Raw genomic sequence first — 18,717 nt, forward strand, 5'->3', positions numbered from 1 at the left:
ATTGAATGGTATGTTGTCGGCGAATAGGTTGCAATAACTCTAAAGCCCAGAATCTAAAATTGAGTTTTATGAGTACGTTAATGTGAGAAAACAATTAAAAGGAGTAATACATGACAAAAGCTTATGCGGCTAAATCAGAAACGTCGAAGCTGGCCCCTCATTCAATAGAGCGTAGGGAGCTGCGAGACGATGATGTTGCGATTGACATTACTCACTGCGGTGTTTGCCACACCGATATTCACTACGCTGAAAATGACTGGGGTGGCACAATTTATCCCGTTGTACCCGGTCATGAAATAATAGGAAAAGTGACAGCTGTCGGTGACAAGGTTAAAGGTTTCAGTGTTGGTGACACAGTAGGAGTTGGCTGCTTAGTGGATTCATGCCGGGAATGCTCTTCGTGTGAAAAAGGTCTGGAACAATATTGCTTAAATGGAATGGTGCCAACTTACAACGGAGAGGACTTGCATGACCAAAGTATAACCTACGGCGGGTATTCTGAAAAAATCGTTGTTAGCGATCGGTTTGTCGTTCGGGTGCCGAAGAAACTCGACCCGGCAAAAGCTGCACCCTTACTCTGTGCGGGCATCACGACTTACTCGCCGCTGCGTCATTTTGGTGTTAAAGAAGGGCACAAAGTAGGTGTTATTGGTATGGGTGGCTTAGGTCACATGGGCGTCAAGTTCGCTAAAGCAATGGGAGCGGAAGTGACGATTTTCACTCGTTCTGAGAGCAAGGTAGCGGAAGCGAAAAAGCAGGGCGCCGATCACGTCGTTATATCAACCGACGACTCACAAATGGAAGCGGCAGCCGAAACCTTCGATTTTCTGCTTGATACCGTCCCGGTACAACACGATTTAAACCCTTATATTAATTGTCTTAAGGTTGATGGTACGCATATCCTAGTTGGCTTGTTAGAGCCTGTTGACCCTGCATTGCAAGCTGGTGCCTTAGTCATGAAACGTCGTGTATTAGCGGGGTCTTTAATTGGTGGACTTCCAGAAACACAGGAAATGCTCGATTTTTGTGCCGAGCACGATATTCACTGCGACGTGGAAATGCTGGATATAAAAAACATTAACGAAGCCTTTGTGCGTATGAAAAAGGGGGATGTTAAGTACCGTTTCGTCATTGATATGGATACGTTAAAGCAGTCTTAGTCAGCAAAAAAATTGACCGCGCTTTATCAGCCGTGGTCTAATTTCCCCAAAGAAGAGGTGCGTACATCAGGGATGTTCGAACTTAGGCCGCCAAAGCCAGAATTAAGTCGAATAAGAGGGGATGTCACGCCGAGGTAACATTGCTATTTGGCGCAATGTTGCCGGTTGCAGGGTTTGAACACCCGCAACTGTCACCTTTTAAGGTGGAGAGCTTCTGGTCTTTGCATTTTCCTCTCGGCCATTCATCGACGCCGCCAGTATTTTTCTGCAAAACCTAAGTTCTCCGAACACTAATGCTGTTATGTTCTGGAGAAGTACGTGAGTTTCACTGTTGCTAAGTTCGGAGGTACAAGCGTTGCGGATTACCGTTCTATGTTGCGCTGTGCCGAAATCATTCAAAATGATTCGTCTATTCGTCTGGTTGTTGTTAGCGCCTGTGCCGGGGTGACCAATCGGCTGGCTGATATAGCGATCGCACGTGACAAGAAAGTTGACTTTTTACTGGATGAAATAGGCGCTATTCACTCCTCAATAGTTGAAAGCTTTGCTTTTTCTGAAGACAAACAAAGAGCGCTTTCTCAACTGCATGAGGAGCTCGGGTGCCATTGCGGGAAACCAATAGAAGACTGGGCTGCATGGCGGGATGAATTATTAAGTTTTGGTGAACGTTGCTCCAGTCTATTGTTCTCGTGGGTACTGGAGCAAAATGGAATTGTATCGGATACCCTGGATGCGCGACAGTTACTCAAAACAAACAGCGATTTTGGGCGAGCCCAACCAGATGAACTCACTACTAAATCGCATTGTCTGGAGCAAAAACAGAAACTTGAACCCGGCTGCGTTTGGGTTACTCAGGGGTTTATTGGCTCAAATAACCAAGGGCAGACAACAACCCTGGGTCGTGGCGGAAGTGATTACAGTGCTGCGCTAATAGCGGCTGGCTTTAATGCAACGGATTTACAAATTTGGACCGATGTAGCCGGTATCTATACAACGGATCCCAGAATTTGTTCCAGTGCCCGCGCGATAGCGGAAATGAGTTTTTCAGAGGCCGCGGAGCTGGCAACTTTTGGGGCGAAAATCCTACACCCCTCGAGTCTGGCACCGGCAATACAAAATGACATCCGAGTTTTTATTGGCAGCAGCAAAGATGCTTTGGCCGGTGGAACATACGTTTCAGCCTCACCCACAACTCGGCCGGATGTGCGCGCCGTTGCACTAAGAAGAAATCAAACATTAGTAACGGTCCATAGTTTAAGCATGTTGCACGCGAGCGGTTTTTTGGCTCGCCTTTTTGAGATACTGGCTCGATATAATGTGAGCGTAGACTTGGTGACGACGTCGGAGGTCAGTATAGCTTTAACCCTCGATGAAGGGGGGAGTGTGGCTAATGGGGAAGCGTTATTGCCGGCTGCTGCGCTGGAAGAGTTAGAACAGTTCAGCCGGGTCGAAATTGAAACGGGTTTGTCGTTGGTGGCTATCATTGGTAATGGTATTGGACGTGATGCGCATATTAGCCAACTCACTTTCAATACAGTCAATAATTATGCCGTGCGTTTAATCTGTCAGGGGGCAAGCGAACACAACCTTTGCTTTCTTGTTGATGACGCTCAGGGAGAGAGTGTGATTCGAATTGTGCATGAAAAAATATTAGGTTAATAATATGTAAATAACGGTTTATTTAACCTAAAAGTAAACTACAGTTAAATTGCTTCTATAAACTTAATTTAGGTGACTATTATGAAACAACTGACATCAAAAACTCTGGCAATTACTTCGGCATTATCGGTAGCGTCTGCAATGAGTATGACTGCAGCGCAGGCAAACCCTTTTGAAGCGACCGAATTGTCTTCCGGTTATGAAGTGTCTCAACCTCAAGAAATGAAATGTGGTGAAGGTAAATGTGGGGAAGAGAAGAAAGCGAAGTCTGAAGAAATGAAAGAAAAAGCAAAGGAAGGCAAATGCGGTGAGGGTAAATGCGGTGAAGGCAAGCGCGGCGACGAGATGAAGCACGAAAAAGGTGAGAAAAAGCACGATAAATCTGAAGAAGGCAAATGTGGTGAAGGTAAATGCGGTGCTTAATCACCTAATGTTACTTTCGTTCTGACAACGAAACTGACTATAATGCTCGCTTTCTATTTGCACAGAATGAAGGCGAGCATTTTTAATGGATTTTTTACAGTCAATCATCCTGGGGATCATCCAGGGAATAACCGAATTCCTTCCCATATCGAGCTCTGCCCATTTAATCCTGATGCCGATAATGACGGGTTGGGAAGATCAGGGTGTCGGTTTTGATCTGGCTGTTCACGTTGGTACGTTGCTTGCCGTTATTTTGTACTTCCGCAAAGAGGTAGGTGAGCTCTTTATCGACGGACTGCACTCCATCAAGGTACGTCAACATGTCGGTCAAAGCCGGCTGGGTTGGGCTGTCGTCGTTGCAACTATACCAGCGTGTATTGCGGGCGTACTGTTGCTTGATTACATCGACACCACCTTAAGAGCAGTAGGCGTTATTATTACAACCACCGTTGTATTTGCGGTACTTTTAGCCGTAGCAGATCGCTTTGCCCGAGGCAACAGAACACTGCAGAATATCGGCTTTATAGATGCAATTATTGTTGGGTTAGCACAGGCGGTCGCTCTCATTCCGGGCACTTCACGTTCAGGTGCCACAATGACCGCTGGATTATTTTTAGGTTTGAACCGCGAGGCTGCCTCTAAGTTTTCATTTTTTATGGCTATCCCGATTACCGCCGCGGCCGCTTTGGTTAAGCTGCTGGAAATTGCGTCCAATTCTGTCGTTGTTGATTGGTCTGGTTTTCTCGTCGGTGGCGTTGTTTCGTTCTTAACGGCCATTACGGCCATTCACTTCTTTTTGAAATGGCTCAATGACTTCGGTATGTGGCCTTATGTCATCTACCGTTTAGTGTTGGCGGTTGTCTTATACTTGTTTTTCTTCTGAGTAATGACGTATGTATGAAAATGTAAAAAAGCGCTTATTCAGGCTAAAGAGCAACAGGATTTTTGAGACGGTGGTTGTTACCGTTATTATTATTTCAGCACTAGAGATTGGTGCGAAAACCTACGAACTTCCGTCCTTTGCGAACACCTTAACTTATGGTTTAGATTGGTTCATTACGCTGTTTTTCTTATTTGAAATAGCGATCCGGTTTGTTGCTGAGGAGGATAAAAAGGCATTTTTCCGATCGGGCTGGAACGTATTTGACACCGTTGTTGTGGTCATGAGCCTTATCCCGATAAATGATTCCGAACTGGCTTTATTAGCTCGTTTGGTCAGGATCTTCCGCGTACTGAGGATGATTTCAATCATCCCTGAACTGCGAACATTAATAAATTCTTTGATAAAAGCACTGCCGCAAATGGCTTACGTCGTGTTGCTCATGTTTATTATCTTTTATATATACGCGGCCGTGGGCAGTTATCTGTTTGCTGATATCAATCCGTTTTTGTGGGAGAACATAGCGACGTCAATGCTCACCCTGTTCCGGGTCATGACATTTGAAGACTGGACTGATATTCAGTACGAGACTATGGAGGTCTATGGCTGGAGTTGGATTTATTACATGAGCTTTATCTTCCTGACGGCGTTTGCGTTCTTGAATATGGTGATAGGTATTGTCGTTAACGTGATGAATAAAGAGGGGCAGCGTATTGAGCTGGCTCAGCAGGATGCGGATACCGAAGCTGCAGATAAAGAGCCGTCGATACGTGAGCTACAACAGGAAATTCGAGAGTTAAAGCAGTTAATAGTGGCCCGTAAAGAGGCCAACATTGAATAAAAGTGTCAGCCAGACCACGCTTTTTGTTAATGACATTCCGGTGACGGTAAAGCGCAAGCGGATAAAAAATTTGTATTTACGGGTAAGAGGCTCTTCTGGCGAAGTCGAAGTGTCGGCGCCTAGTCGCTGCTCGTTAGATGAACTAGAGCGTTGGTTATTTGACCGCCAAGACTGGTTGATAAAACAGCGAGAGAGAGCGGCTTTGCAACCGGTCCTGCCTGAATACAAGTTTGTATCTGGTGAGCAACATAAGTGTTGGGGCGAAAACTGCACATTAAATGTTGTGGTGAAAAAACGCGGAACGTCGGTTGAGCGATTCCACAATCAGTTAACGCTGACGTCCTTACCTCATTATAATGACATACAACGCAAGCAGGTTCTTAATCGTTGGTATCGTCAACAGATTAGCCAGGAAGTTGAGACTCTGTTAGAGGTCTGGCAACCTCGAATGGGCGCCTACAGTAGCGGTTTTGGCATTAAGGCAATGAAAACTCGTTGGGGTAGTTGTAATATACGCAGCAAAAAAATCTGGCTGAATTTAGAACTGGTAAAAAAACCACCCCAATGTCTTGAATACGTGGTTGTACACGAGCTCGTGCACTTATTTGAGCGTTATCATAATGCCCGCTTTTATGCTCTGATGGACCGCTTTCTTCCAGACTGGCGGGAACGAAAAAAACTCACTAACCAGCTTATCTGAGCTCTTCCCCTAATTGGTTCTGCGCTATTAGCCTAAACACATAAGCTACTTTGAATAGACCTGCTAAAATGATCTGCGACAGATGCAGAAAAACAAGCAGCATCAAAGGTAAATTCTCTTCCTGAAACCAGGCAAGATAAAAAACAACAACAGAAAGAACCAAAAATACGATCATTGAAGTATTTGATGTAAAGAGAAGCTTTTTACCGTTCATAATAAACATTCCTAATGTATGTTTAATAAGTGCATTCTAAATGCATTTTTAATTTAGATCAAGAAATAGTTAAGGAGTCAGTGGTGTAGTATTTACATACTATGGTGCGGGTGCACAATCTGGAACAGTCTTTAAATTTTTACTGTGACTTATTGGGCTTACAGGAAGTTAGTCGAAAAGAAGTGGAAAAAGGTCGCTTCACGCTCGTTTTCCTGGCCGCTCCGGCCGATATTGAGCGAGCGCAAGAAGATAAAGCACCAATGCTTGAGTTAACTTATAACTGGGACCCTGAAACTTATAATAACGGTCGTAACTTTGGGCATTTAGCGTTTCGAGTCGATGATATTTATCAGTTATGCGAAAAATTAAAAGACAACGGTGTCATTATCAATCGCCCGCCACGCGATGGTCATATGGCTTTCGTACGTTCTCCCGATAATATCTCCATTGAGTTATTGCAAAAGGGTGATGACTTGCCACCACAAGAGCCTTGGGCGTCTATGGAAAATACCGGCGAATGGTAATTCGGGGCCAGATCCTCTATAATCTGCGCCACAAAATTACAGAAGTAAGTTAATAGATTTTTACTTTGGTCCAATAAATAGGAATGACTATGTCGACTGATAAAGCAAAGATTATTTACACTGAAACGGATGAAGCGCCGCGTTTAGCGACTTATTCGTTTCTGCCTGTTATTGAAGCATTTACCAAGGCAGCTGGTGTTTCAGTTGAAACCCGTGATATTTCTTTGGCTGGTCGTATTATTTCGCAGTTTCCGGAGTACCTGACCGAAGAACAACGTCAGTCAGATGCTTTAGCTGAACTAGGTGAAATGGCGAAAACCGCAGAAGCCAATATCATTAAATTACCAAACATCAGCGCGTCGATTCCGCAGATGACAGCGTGTATCAAAGAACTTCAATCACAAGGCTATAAACTGCCTGATTTCCCGTTTGATCCGCAAACAGATGAAGAGAAAGACGTTCGTTCACGTTATGACAAAGTGAAGGGCAGTGCGGTTAACCCAGTATTGCGTGAGGGTAACTCAGACCGTCGTGCACCAAGTGCTGTAAAAAACTACGCAAAGAAACACCCACACCGCATGGGCGAGTGGTCTAAAGAGTCTAAATCGCATGTTGCGCACATGAACGAAGGTGATTTTTACGGTAGTGAAAAGTCAATGACCTCGGCTTCTGATGACACGTTTAAGATTGTCTTTGAATCCAACGGGGAACAAAAAGTACTGAAAGAGTCGGTACCGGTTCTGGCGGGTGAAGTTGTAGACGCGGCAACTATGAGTAAAAAGCAACTGCAGGCATTTTTTGAGAAAGAAACTGCGGCTGCTAAAGAGCAGGGCGTATTATTGTCACTGCATTTAAAAGCCACCATGATGAAAGTGTCTGACCCAATCATGTTTGGTCACGCGGTTCGTGTTTTCTATAAAGATGTTTTAGAAAAACACGCCGATGTCATGGAAGAGATTGAATTTGACCCAAGTAACGGTATTGGCGACTTATACAGTAAGCTGGACCAACTGACTGCCGAGCAACGTGACGCCATTGAAGCCGACATGAACGCGGTTTATGCGAAGCAGCCGGAACTGGCGATGGTTAATTCGCATAAAGGCATCACTAACCTGCATGTACCAAGTGACATTATCATTGATGCCTCTATGCCTGCGATGATCCGTGATTCTGGCAAGATGTGGGATACCAATGATAGCCAGAAAGATGCAAAAGCTATGATCCCTGACCGCAGCTATGCAGGTGTTTATCAGGAAACTATCGACTTCTGCAGAGAAAATGGCGCCTTTGATCCATCAACTATGGGTACAGTACCTAATGTTGGTTTGATGGCGAAAAAAGCAGAAGAATATGGTTCGCATGACAAGACTTTCGAAATTCCTGCGAACGGAGTGGTTAAGGTATTAAATAAAGCTGGCGATGTTGTCTTTGAACATAGTGTTGAAGAAGGTGATATCTGGCGTATGTGTCAGGTGAAAGACGAGCCAATCCGTGACTGGGTGAAACTGGCGGTGAATCGCTCGCGCTTAAGTGGTATGCCTGCGGTATTCTGGCTGGACAGTAACCGCGCACACGATGCTCAGTTAATTACGAAAGTTGAAAAATACTTAAAAGAGCATGATACCGATGGTCTGGATATTCAAATCATGGCACCGGTTGAAGCCACTCGTCATACTTTAAAACGTGTTAAAGAAGGTAAAGACACCATCTCTGTTACCGGTAACGTACTGCGTGACTATCTGACTGACCTGTTCCCAATTCTGGAACTGGGTACGTCAGCGAAGATGTTGTCTATTGTGCCACTGATGAACGGTGGCGGTCTGTTTGAAACCGGTGCTGGCGGCTCGGCCCCCAAACACGTACAGCAGTTTGTTGAAGAGAACCATTTGCGTTGGGATTCACTGGGTGAATTCCTGGCGCTGGCAGCTTCTTTGGAGCACTTAAGCCGTACCTTTGATAACCAGCGTGCGCAAGTGCTGGCTGACAGTTTGGATGTAGCAACCGCCAAGTTCCTGGAAGAAAACAAATCACCATTGCGTAAAGTGGGTGAAATCGATAACCGCGGCTCACATTTCTATCTGGCTATGTACTGGGCAGAAGCGTTGGCTAATCAGAACGATGACTCAGAGCTGAAAGAGCGTTTCAGCAAGCTGTTTGAAAAGCTAGCAGGTAATGAGCAGGCGATTATCGACGAACTGAATGAGATTCAGGGTGCAAAAGTTGATATTGGCGGCTACTATCAGCCAAATACGGATAAGGTGTCGACAGCAATGCGTCCTTGTTCAGTATTAAATGAGACGCTTGCCAGCTTATAATTAAAACCTTGTAAGCTATTAGTGTAAAAAGCAGGCTTCGGCCTGCTTTTTTTATATCAGGAAACTGCACTTAACCCTATTTGGAGCGATGATTTTGGCCAGTAGCAATTACCTTATTAATTTATACGAGCGCTGCTTAAAACTGCCTTTCGGGCGCAAGATTTTTTCGGCAATGTTTGCTCGCAAAGCGCCGTACTTCAAAACAATTAAACCGTTAATTACCGAATTAAAACCAAACTTCTGCCAACTGAGGTTCAGAAAGCGCAAGGCAGTACAGAACCATATTGGTACAGTGCACGCTATTGCGGTATGTAACGGTATGGAAATGGCGATGGGAGCGCTTGCAGAAGCCTCTATTCCCAAGCATCTGCGGTGGCTGCCAAAAGGGATGGATGTGCAGTATCTGGCGAAAACGGACAGTGATGTGACCATAGAAGCAAGTTGCTCTGGAGCGACTTGGGAACCGGGTGATCAACCAATATCAGTAGAAGCAAAGCGCAACGACGGCACCGTTGTGGCTTCTGGTCACATCACTATTTATGTTTCAGAGAAACCTAATCGATAAGATGAAACGATTGCTGTCTTCCGTTTAAATAATTAACACCGTCACCATTAAAGAACGCATCTTCTTCCAGCATGATGGTGATGGCTTTACCATCAAATGTGGTTTTGTTATTAAGCTCAATAGAGTAAGCCGTATTAGAGAACAATGGGTATTCCCCGCCACCTTTTATGGCGTCTTGTTTATCCCACATGCCAATGGTTGGCCCTGAGCCATGACCATAATAACCAATGGGGTGGGTGTAGATCATAGGCTCCAGACCTTCGTCTTTGGCCTTTTTTAGTGACGCTAACAGGATCTCATTACCTGAACGCTTCTCTTTAAACTCTCCGGTTAAGATATCCTGTAGCTTATTGGCATTCGCTAACGCCTGCTTTAGAGTTTCAGGTGCGTCTGATTCGTCTTCTTTTAAAACATAGGCATGCTGCTGAGTGTCGGTATTGAGACGTAAATAGGTAATGCCGAAGTCAACATGCAGTAAATCACCGGGTTGAATGGTGGCACCTGTCGATCGGGGATGTCCTGCTTGAGGCTCATCTATGCGCTGTACACTCACCGAAGGATGAAACCATACCGGCAGCTTTTCTTCTGCGGCACGCTCACGGAACCACCACTGTAGATCCTCCGTCGTGGTTTCACCGGCTGAAACCACCTTACTGGAAAAGCCTTCTGCAATAATTTGGTGCGCTAATTTGACCGCATTGCGATAGTAAGGAAGTTCTGCTTCAATTCGCGTTTCCAGCCAGGATACAGCAAGCGGCTCTGCACTAATCAGTTTACTTGTCAGATTATTATCGGACAAAGCGGCCATGAGGAGGTCCTTGTCGGTTGCCGTAATGCCATCAGCTTGGGCAAAGTCTTTCGATTGATTAATCGCAATGGTATCTGGATTGCGCTCTGTAATAATTTCTGTCAGACGTTGCCATTGATCGGGCTGCTGTTCGGGATCCCATGCGCTTTCAAATACTTCACCGACGTTATAGCGAGCAATTGCTAAGGTCTCAAGCTCTCTGCCGTTGCCGGGGTCATGAATAACCAGAATGGTTCTTCTCCTCGCAGACAACCAGTCACTGGGCAGAAAAGTGTTAAGAATAGGGTCCTCGTTGTATTCGCGGCTAATTAATAGCCACATATCAATGTTAGCTCGTCGCATTAAATCCGGAAGTAATTGCTGTACCCGTTGCTGGAGAAGCTCGTCAACAACTTCTGCACGTTGCTTGAGAGGCAGGGGACTGACATTTTCAGCGAATAAACTTGCAGAAAAGAGAGTACCGCAAGTTAGGCTGGCCAGTAGAATAATTTGTTTCAACATAAGCTTCCGCCGATAATAAAAAAGGGACCCGAAGGTCCCTTTCTATCAGCTTTTCACTTAGAAGTGAATTAAGGTCTGCCAACCGGTTCGTTAGCATCGATGACAGCGCCTGGGTGTTCATCATCATCTTCGGCAAGTTTCTCCCATTTACGAGTGAAAAAGGCCAATACGAAGACAATAGCGCCAACGCTTACACCAAAGATAAATATTGTCCAGTATAGGTCTGGCATAGCGCCCGGGTCGTTAGGATTCAATCCTCCGGCCAGAAGACCCGCGACAACGTTACCAATTGAGTAGGTAAGTACAAATACACCCATCATCTGGCCTGCCATACGTTTAGGTGACAGCTTACTCACCGCACTTAATGCAACAGGGCTCAGGCATAGCTCACCTACAGTGTGAATGAAGTAAACCGCAACCAACCAGTAAGGCGCCACTTTCAAACCACTTGCAGCAGCTTGAGAAGCAAAAAACATGACAATAAAGCCGGACGCCATGATGATCAAACCTAAAGCACTCTTAAAGCCGTACGATGGATTAATCATGCGTTTGCTTAAATTGATCCAAAGTGCAGCAAAGAAAGGCGACAGGGCAACAAGAAATATTGAGTTTAATGACTGGAACCAAGTGGTTGGTATCTCAAAGCCCCCAATCATACGGTCGGTTAAATCTCGTGCGAACAGGTTGAATGAAGACCCCGCCTGCTCAAACCCTGCCCAAAAACAAGTTGAAGCGATACACACAAGGAAAAGGGCTCCCAACCGCTTCATTTCATTTTTGGTGAGTTTACTAAATAAGAAGATACTTAAGTAATACACGAAAAATATAACCGTAAATACGATGGCAACATTGCTGGCAATAATGGTTGGATCAATGTAGATAACATCATTCAGGGCAAGCAAGGTGAAAACAGCTAAACCTGCAAGTAATGCCCAAATAACAGCCCAACTGCGTTTCATGCCGGCAGGACTCAAAGGTTTTGGTGGCTCCGCACCAACACCTTTTAATTTTGGCAAGGTTAGCCGGTATTGAATTAGACCAAATGCCATACCAACGGCAGCGGCACCGAAGCCCCAATGGTAACCTGCATTTTCCATAAGGTAACCCGTGACGAAATAACCGATGATGGAACCAATGTTGATACCCATGTAATACAGTGTGTAACCACCATCGCGGCGATCGTCAGTTGAGCCATACAGTTGACCAACCATAGCGGTAATATTAGGTTTTAACAGGCCAGTACCCAATACGACTAAAATCATGCCAATGAAAAAGCCAGCCTCACTCGGAATGGCCAACACAATGTGGCCTAACATGATGACTATTCCACCGTACCAGGTTGCTTTTTGGCCGCCTAATAAACGGTCAGATATCCAACCGCCGGGTAATCCCATAAAATAGACAGAACCGGTGTATAAACCGTAAATAGCGGTTGCGGAGACGACCGTTAAGGCTAAACCACCTTCTTGTAAGCTGGCTGTCATGAAAAGTACCAGCAGTGCGCGCATACCGTAGTAGCTCATGCGCTCCCACATTTCGGTAAAAAACAGGGTCTGTAAGCCCCCTGGTTGTCCGAAAAAACTTGAGTCTTTATCGACAATATTTTTTGGATCCATTCTTATTATCCATTTTGTTATTTAATATTAATAAGTTAGCGTCACTAGCGACCCTTTGCGACTAAAGTCGGAGTCGTAAAAGTGGCCTTACTTTACTAGCGACGGCTAAGAAATAAAACCGAAAACGATGAAATACTCAGTTTTCAGGGTGTTTGTCTCCCGGAATACTCTTACGCAAGTGCACCGGCTCTGTTTTTTTACGGTTAGCCCGTATTTTCAAATTGAGCATTTCGACCGTTAGAGAGAATGCCATGGCAAAATAAACGTAACCTTTTGGAACATGGAATCCGAAACCTTCTCCAATCAGCGTCATACCAATAAGAATTAAAAAGCTAAGTGCTAACATTTTTATCGTGGGATGCTTATCGACAAAGTCACTGACCGACTTAGCGGCTAACAGCATAACGCCAACAGAAATGACAACCGCAATAACCATTACGCTTAATTGGTCGGCTAAACCAACGGCTGTGATAACTGAATCTAATGAAAAAACAACGTCAAGAATCGCTATTTGCACAAGGATACCAGCAAAAGAGGCTGAAACCGCAGATGTTTCAGACTGGGATTCGCCTTCAAGAGCGTGATGTATTTCTAAGGTGCTTTTTCCTAAAAGAAAGAGTCCACCCAGTAGTAATATCAAGTCTCTTCCTGAAATCTCCTCTGCGAAAACACTGAATAATGGATCAGTGAGAGTCATAACCCAGGTTAAAGAGAAAAGCAGCAGTAGCCGTGTTCCCATTGCAAGGCCTAAACCAATAGTCCGAGCTTTATCACGCTGATGCTCGGGTAGTCGACCGACCAATATTGATATGAAAATGATGTTATCAATACCTAAAACAATTTCCAGCGCGGTCAGCGTCGCTAACGCGATCCAGGCTTCAGGCATGGCTATCCACTCAAACATAATTGTCTCCTGAAATAATAGTTAATAAAATGACGATTATATTGATGGCTAACGCTCGTAAATACAATCCAAATTAGATTGTCGACAATTTATCTTATAAAACCTTGCGATCGTTATTTTTTTCATGGAAAATGGACGAATCAATAATTACTGTCGACAATTAATGCAAATAGTCAGTCCTTTAGAGCGTTCGGCCATTACTTCTTCAGATAGAGTCCTGTTTGAAATACAGAGAGCGATTGTTGAAGGAAATATTGCTGCTGGCTGTAAAATTAGTGAGCCGGAACTGGCAAAACGTTTTAATGTAAGCAGGGCACCTTTACGTGAGGCTCTAGCCAGGCTTGAACGCTGTCATCTGATTGAACGAATACCCAATGCGGGTGCCAGAGTAGTTACCTTGTCTCCGGAAGGGTTAATTTCGTTATATCAAATAAGGGAAGAACTGGAAGGCCTGGCCTGTCGTTTAGCTGCAGAACAAATGCCGGATAGCGAAATTGAAGACTTAAGAGAGCTTTTAGATAAGCACCTGGAAACGCAACGAGTGCGCGAAGGCGAAAGCTACTACCAGGAAGCCGGCGATCTGGATTTTCATTACCGTATAATACTCGGCAGCAAAAACCAGTACTTAATCAATATGCTCTGTGACGAACTGTATTATCTTGTTCGTATGTATAGGGTTCAGATGGGAATGAATGGTCCCAGAGTATCTCGCGCCTTTGACGAGCATAAAGCCATTATTAACGCCATTGCCAACCGCGATGGTGAATTAGCCGATTTATTAATGCGCCGCCACATAGGCGCCTCTCGTAAGAACATCGAATTACGGTTACAAACAGAAAAGGAAACATCATGACTCATATGACAAGCCCAGGCGCGAAATTGCGCCAAGCTATTGCCAGCGAAAACCCGTTACAGATTGTTGGCACCATTAATGCCTATACAGCGATGATGGCCGAAAAAGTGGGGCATAAAGCGTTATATCTTTCTGGTGCCGGTGTGGCGAATGCATCTTTTGGGCTACCTGATTTGGGCATGACCTCGCTAAATGATGTTTGTGAAGACATTCGTCGTATCACTGCGGCGACCGACGTACCGTTGTTAGTTGATGCGGATACCGGTTGGGGCGGTGCATTCAATATTGCTCGTACGGTTCAGGAAATGACTCGTGCCGGTGCAGCCGGAATGCACATTGAAGATCAGGTGGCGCAGAAGCGCTGCGGGCATCGTCCTAACAAAGAAATTGTCACGCAGGAAGAAATGGTGGATCGTGTTAAAGCAGCCGTGGATGCGCGTATCGATGATCAGTTTGTGATCATGGCCCGTACCGACGCTTTGCAACAACAAGGGCTGGAAGCGGCTATTGAACGTGCTCAGGCTTGCGTTGATGCCGGTGCAGACGCTATTTTTGCAGAAGCGGTGCATACACTCGATCAATACAAAGCCTTCACCGATGCTTTGAATGTACCTGTTCTGGCAAACATTACCGAGTTTGGTGCAACGCCTTTATTCAACAAAAAAGAGTTGGCAGACGTTGGGGTGGAAATTGTTCTTTACCCTTTAAGTGCATTCCGGGCGATGAACAAAGCGGCATTGAACGTCTACAATAGTATTTTAGAGAATGGTGATCAGAAAGCCGTTGTCGATGACATGCAGACTCGCGCAGAGCTGTATGACTTTTTGAACTATCACGATTTCGAAGAAAAATTAGACCAGTTATTTAAAAAATAATACGGCGTAGCCTGACGTTCACGTCAGGTGACATATTGAAGTCAAAGAAATACGAAAAATTAAGAAGGGAACAAAAATGGCAGAGAAGAAACTGAGTGGCGCAGGTTTGCGCGGACAATCAGCCGGCGAAACGGCACTGTGTACTGTTGGTAAAAGTGGTTCAGGTCTAACCTACCGTGGTTATGATATTTCTGAGTTGGCCGAAAAAGTCAGCTTTGAAGAAGTGGCGTACCTTTTAGCAAAAGGTGAACTGCCCAAAAAGCAAGAGTTGGCTGATTATAAAAAACGTTTAAAATCACTGCGTACGTTACCTCAGGAAGTGAAAGACGTACTTGAGCGTATTCCAAAAGCAGCGCACCCAATGGACGTTATGCGTACCGGTTGTTCTATGTTGGGCAACCTGGAAACGGAAGAAAGCTTTGATGAAGCCGATGATCACATCGAACGTCTGTTGGCGACCTTCCCGGGTATCGTACTGTACTGGTATCGCTTTACTCACGATGGTGTTCGAATTGATACCGATTCGGAAGAAGAATCTATTGGAGCGCACTTCCTGCGTTTACTGCACGATAAAGCACCTTCGGAATTGCACGCAGCGGCAATGAATACCTCGCTAATTTTATATGCTGAGCACGAGTTTAACGCGTCAACCTTTACAGCTCGTGTCTGTGCATCAACACTGTCAGACCTTCACTCTTGTGTAACGGGCGCTATCGGTTCACTACGTGGTCCTCTTCACGGCGGTGCAAACGAAGCCGCAATGGAACTGATTGAAGGCATGAAAGATGCTGATGACGCGGAAGAGAAGCTGAAAGGTATGCTGGAACGCAAAGAAAAAATCATGGGCTTTGGCCATGCCATTTATCGTGATTTTGATCCGCGTAACGACGTGATTAAAGCTTGGTCTAAGAAATTGTCTGAAGAAGTGGGCGACAGCCGCTTGTACGACGTTTCTGTGCGTTGTGAAAAAGTCATGTGGGACGAAAAGAAACTATTCCCTAATGCAGACTTCTTCCATGCGTCGGCTTATCACTACATGGGCATTCCAACCAAATTGTTCACGCCAATTTTTGTTATGTCGCGTGTGACCGGCTGGACCGCTCACGTAAAAGAGCAGCGTGCAAACAACCGTATCATCCGTCCAAGTGCTGACTATACCGGTCCAGAGCCGCGTAAAGTTCCAGCTTTAGAAGAGCGTTAATTTAATCTTCGACTGATAAATAGTACAGGAGCAGTCATCTACTGCTCCTTTTTTCGTTTAACAATGACGATAAGTGGTAACTCATGACTTCATACCGTAAAAAACTCGCTGGTACCTCGCTCGAGTACTTTGATACTCAAGCCGCGGTGGATGCGATTGAGCCAGGTGCTTATGCGCGCCTGCCTTATACCTCGCGCGTATTGGCCGAAAACCTCGTTCGCCGTTGCCCGGCGGATATTCTGACGCAATCGTTAGAGCAATTAATTTACCGCAAGAAAGAACACGATTTCCCCTGGTTTCCGGCTCGTGTCGTCTGTCATGACATTCTGGGTCAGACAGCATTAGTGGATTTAGCCGGATTGCGTGACGCTATTGCAGAAAAGGGTGGTGACCCTGCCAAAGTAAACCCTGTAGTTCCAACTCAGTTGATTGTTGATCACTCACTAGCAGTTGAACATGCCGGTTTTGATAAAGACGCGTTCGAAAAAAACCGGGCTATTGAAGACCGTCGTAACGACGACCGTTTCCATTTTATTAACTGGACCAAAACGGCGTTTAAAAACGTGGATGTTATACCTCCAGGCAATGGCATTATGCACCAAATCAATCTGGAGAAAATGTCACCGGTTGTGCAGGTACGCGACAATGTGGCCTTTGTTGATACCTGTGTGGGTACAGACAGCCATACACCTATGGTTGATGCCTTAGGTGTTATCTCAGTTGGTGTCGGTGGCCTTGAAGCGGAAAGCGTCATGTTAGGTCGTGCATCTTACATGCGGCTTCCGGATATTATTGGTGTGGAACTGAGCGGTAAGCTGCAACCGGGTATTACCAGTACCGATTTAGTGTTAGAAATGACAGAGTTCTTACGTAAAGAGCGAGTGGTTGGTGCGTACCTTGAATTTTACGGTGAGGGCGCTGAAGCCTTAACGGTCGGCGACCGTGCCACTATCTCGAATATGACACCAGAATACGGCGCGACGGCGGCCATGTTCTATATCGATGATCAGACCATTGATTACCTGAAGCTGACTGGGCGCGATGATGACCAGGTTGAATTGGTTGAACACTTTGCCAAAGAGACCGGGCTGTGGGCTGACAGTTTGAAATCGGCTGAATATGGACGCGTGCTTAAGTTCGATTTATCGAAAGTTAAGCGTAACCTAGCTGGACCATCTAACCCACATTCGTTGTTACCGGCATCGGAGCTATCTGAGCGTGGCGTAGCGAAGCACATTGAGAATCCGGAAGAAGGCAAAATGCCTGACGGCGCGGTGATTATTGCAGCCATTACCAGTTGTACCAATACCAGTAACCCGCGCAACATGATTGCGGCTGGCTTAATTGCCCGTAACGCCAATAAGCTGGGCTTAACTCGTAAGCCTTGGGTGAAGTCGTCACTGGCTCCCGGCTCCAAAACGGTCAAAATGTATCTGGAAGACGCAGAGTTGTTGCCGGAACTGGAAGATTTAGGCTTTGGTGTGGTGGCTTTTGCCTGTACCACTTGTAATGGTATGAGTGGCTCACTGGATCCTAAAATTCAGCAAGAAATCATTGATCGGGACTTGTTCTCTACCGCTGTGTTATCCGGTAACCGTAATTTTGATGGTCGTATACATCCGTACGCCAAGCAGGCGTTTCTGGCGTCCCCCCCGTTGGTTGTGGCTTATGCGATAGCCGGTACCATTCGTTTTGATATCGAGAAAGACGTGCTCGGAATTGACCCTGAAGGTAACCCGGTTACATTGAAAGACATCTGGCCAAGTGACGAAGAAATTGATGCTATTGTGAAACAGAGCGTTAAGCCGGAGCAGTTCCGTAAGGTCTATGATCCTATGTTTGACTTGTCGGTTGATTACGGTGAGAAGAACAACCCGTTGTACGACTGGCGTCCACAGACTACCTATATTCGCCGTCCGCCTTATTGGGAAGGCGCATTAGCCGCAGAGCGCACCATGAAAGGCATGCGCCCGTTAGCGGTGTTGGGCGACAACATCACGACTGACCACTTGTCGCCTTCAAACGCTATTATGGCTGACAGCGCTGCAGGTGAGTATCTCGCGAAAATGGGTGTTCCGGAAGAGGATTTTAATTCTTATGCAACACACCGTGGCGACCATTTAACTGCGCAACGCGCGACTTTCGCTAACCCGAAACTGTTTAATGAAATGGTGAAGGGCGAAGACGGTAAAGTCATTCAGGGCTCGCTGGCTCGAATTGAGCCTGAAGGCAAGACCGTGCGCATGTGGGAAGCTATCGAGCACTATATGGAAAATAAACAGCCGCTGATTATTGTGGCTGGTGCTGACTACGGTCAAGGCTCTTCTCGTGATTGGGCTGCTAAAGGTGTGCGTTTAGCGGGTGTTGAAGTGATTGTGGCCGAAGGCTTTGAAAGAATTCACCGTACCAACCTGATTGGTATGGGTGTATTGCCATTGCAGTTTGAAGAAGGCACAACGCGTAAAACGCTGAATATTGATGGTACTGAAACCTTTGATATGAAAGGCACTCCAGAGGCCGGTTCAAGACTCACTCTGATCATCCATCGTGCCAATGGTGAAAGCGAAGAAGTACCTGTGCAGTGCCGTCTGGACACAAAAGAGGAAGTGTCAATTTACGAAGCCGGCGGTGTGTTGCAGCGTTTTGCTCAGGACTTTTTAGAAGCACAAGCAAGCTAA

At 45.6% G+C, this 18,717-nt stretch carries 17 protein-coding genes and 1 riboswitch; of the genes, 13 read left to right on the forward strand and 4 right to left on the reverse strand.

Annotated elements, in window-relative coordinates:
• The first annotated feature begins 110 nt into the window (after positions 1-110).
• From RBK99_RS01075 to RBK99_RS01100, 6 genes are all read left to right on the forward strand, one after another.
• Positions 111-1,160, forward strand: coding sequence for an NAD(P)-dependent alcohol dehydrogenase (locus tag RBK99_RS01075; protein ID WP_317502802.1), 1,050 nt, complete (start codon positions 111-113; stop codon positions 1,158-1,160).
• Between the two features lie 44 nt (positions 1,161-1,204).
• Positions 1,205-1,382: riboswitch (Lysine riboswitch) on the forward strand.
• A gap of 96 nt (positions 1,383-1,478) precedes the next feature.
• A complete protein-coding gene (lysC, locus tag RBK99_RS01080) occupies positions 1,479-2,819 on the forward strand; it encodes a lysine-sensitive aspartokinase 3 (protein ID WP_317502803.1) in 1,341 nt (446 codons plus the stop codon).
• Between the two features lie 81 nt (positions 2,820-2,900).
• Positions 2,901-3,242, forward strand: a complete 342-nt coding sequence (locus RBK99_RS01085; protein ID WP_317502804.1) for an HvfA family oxazolone/thioamide-modified RiPP metallophore — start codon at positions 2,901-2,903, stop codon at positions 3,240-3,242.
• Between the two features lie 85 nt (positions 3,243-3,327).
• Positions 3,328-4,125: an undecaprenyl-diphosphate phosphatase gene (locus tag RBK99_RS01090; RefSeq protein WP_317502805.1), complete on the forward strand. Its 798-nt coding sequence runs from the start codon at positions 3,328-3,330 to the stop codon at positions 4,123-4,125.
• 10 nt (positions 4,126-4,135) lie between these two features.
• Positions 4,136-4,963, forward strand: a complete 828-nt coding sequence (locus RBK99_RS01095) for an ion transporter (protein WP_317502806.1) — start codon at positions 4,136-4,138, stop codon at positions 4,961-4,963.
• Complete coding sequence (locus RBK99_RS01100) at positions 4,956-5,663, forward strand: M48 family metallopeptidase (RefSeq protein WP_317502807.1); 708 nt, start codon at positions 4,956-4,958, stop codon at positions 5,661-5,663. The genes RBK99_RS01095 and RBK99_RS01100 overlap by 8 nt, the downstream gene beginning before the upstream one ends.
• On the opposite strand, the gene RBK99_RS01105 is transcribed toward RBK99_RS01100, so the two are convergent.
• Complete coding sequence (locus RBK99_RS01105; RefSeq protein ID WP_317502808.1) at positions 5,656-5,877, reverse strand: hypothetical protein; 222 nt, start codon at positions 5,875-5,877, stop codon at positions 5,656-5,658. The two genes, RBK99_RS01100 and RBK99_RS01105, sit on opposite strands and share 8 nt — an antisense overlap.
• 101 nt (positions 5,878-5,978) lie before the next feature.
• Between RBK99_RS01105 and RBK99_RS01110 the strand changes: the two genes are divergently transcribed.
• The 3 genes from RBK99_RS01110 (at position 5,979) to RBK99_RS01120 (ending at position 9,281) form a co-directional block, all read left to right on the forward strand.
• The gene (locus RBK99_RS01110) at positions 5,979-6,401 is read left to right on the forward strand and encodes a VOC family protein (RefSeq protein ID WP_317502809.1); all 423 of its coding nucleotides are present in this window, start codon (positions 5,979-5,981) and stop codon (positions 6,399-6,401) included.
• A gap of 89 nt (positions 6,402-6,490) precedes the next feature.
• Positions 6,491-8,716 carry an NADP-dependent isocitrate dehydrogenase gene (locus RBK99_RS01115; protein ID WP_317502810.1) on the forward strand — a complete coding sequence of 742 codons (2,226 nt, stop codon included), beginning with the start codon at positions 6,491-6,493 and terminating at the stop codon, positions 8,714-8,716.
• A gap of 88 nt (positions 8,717-8,804) precedes the next feature.
• A complete protein-coding gene (locus RBK99_RS01120) occupies positions 8,805-9,281 on the forward strand; it encodes a hotdog fold domain-containing protein (protein ID WP_317502811.1) in 477 nt (158 codons plus the stop codon).
• Here RBK99_RS01120 and RBK99_RS01125 read toward each other — a convergent pair.
• The 3 genes from RBK99_RS01125 to RBK99_RS01135 form a co-directional block, all read right to left on the reverse strand.
• Entirely contained in the window at positions 9,271-10,590 is a 1,320-nt protein-coding gene (locus RBK99_RS01125; RefSeq protein ID WP_317502812.1) for a M24 family metallopeptidase, read from the reverse strand. The genes RBK99_RS01120 and RBK99_RS01125 overlap by 11 nt on opposite strands.
• A 68-nt stretch (positions 10,591-10,658) precedes the next feature.
• Positions 10,659-12,206: a peptide MFS transporter gene (locus RBK99_RS01130; protein WP_317502813.1), complete on the reverse strand. Its 1,548-nt coding sequence runs from the start codon at positions 12,204-12,206 to the stop codon at positions 10,659-10,661.
• Between the two features lie 136 nt (positions 12,207-12,342).
• Complete coding sequence (locus RBK99_RS01135) at positions 12,343-13,110, reverse strand: TerC family protein (protein ID WP_317502814.1); 768 nt, start codon at positions 13,108-13,110, stop codon at positions 12,343-12,345.
• A 163-nt stretch (positions 13,111-13,273) separates the two neighbouring features.
• On the opposite strand from RBK99_RS01135, the gene RBK99_RS01140 reads away from it, so the two are divergent.
• The 4 genes from RBK99_RS01140 (at position 13,274) to acnD (ending at position 18,717) form a co-directional block, all read left to right on the forward strand.
• Positions 13,274-13,963, forward strand: coding sequence for a GntR family transcriptional regulator (locus tag RBK99_RS01140; RefSeq protein WP_317502815.1), 690 nt, complete (start codon positions 13,274-13,276; stop codon positions 13,961-13,963).
• On the forward strand, positions 13,960-14,838 hold the full coding sequence (prpB, locus tag RBK99_RS01145; protein WP_317502816.1) for a methylisocitrate lyase: 879 nt from the start codon (positions 13,960-13,962) through the stop codon (positions 14,836-14,838). Before RBK99_RS01140 ends, prpB begins: the two co-directional genes overlap by 4 nt.
• 76 nt (positions 14,839-14,914) lie before the next feature.
• Positions 14,915-16,039: a bifunctional 2-methylcitrate synthase/citrate synthase gene (gene prpC, locus RBK99_RS01150; RefSeq protein ID WP_317502817.1), complete on the forward strand. Its 1,125-nt coding sequence runs from the start codon at positions 14,915-14,917 to the stop codon at positions 16,037-16,039.
• A gap of 83 nt (positions 16,040-16,122) precedes the next feature.
• Entirely contained in the window at positions 16,123-18,717 is a 2,595-nt protein-coding gene (acnD, locus tag RBK99_RS01155) for a Fe/S-dependent 2-methylisocitrate dehydratase AcnD (RefSeq protein WP_317502818.1), read from the forward strand.

It is taken from the genome of Idiomarina solivarensis (genome assembly GCF_033052755.1).
Classification (GTDB): domain Bacteria; phylum Pseudomonadota; class Gammaproteobacteria; order Enterobacterales; family Alteromonadaceae; genus Idiomarina.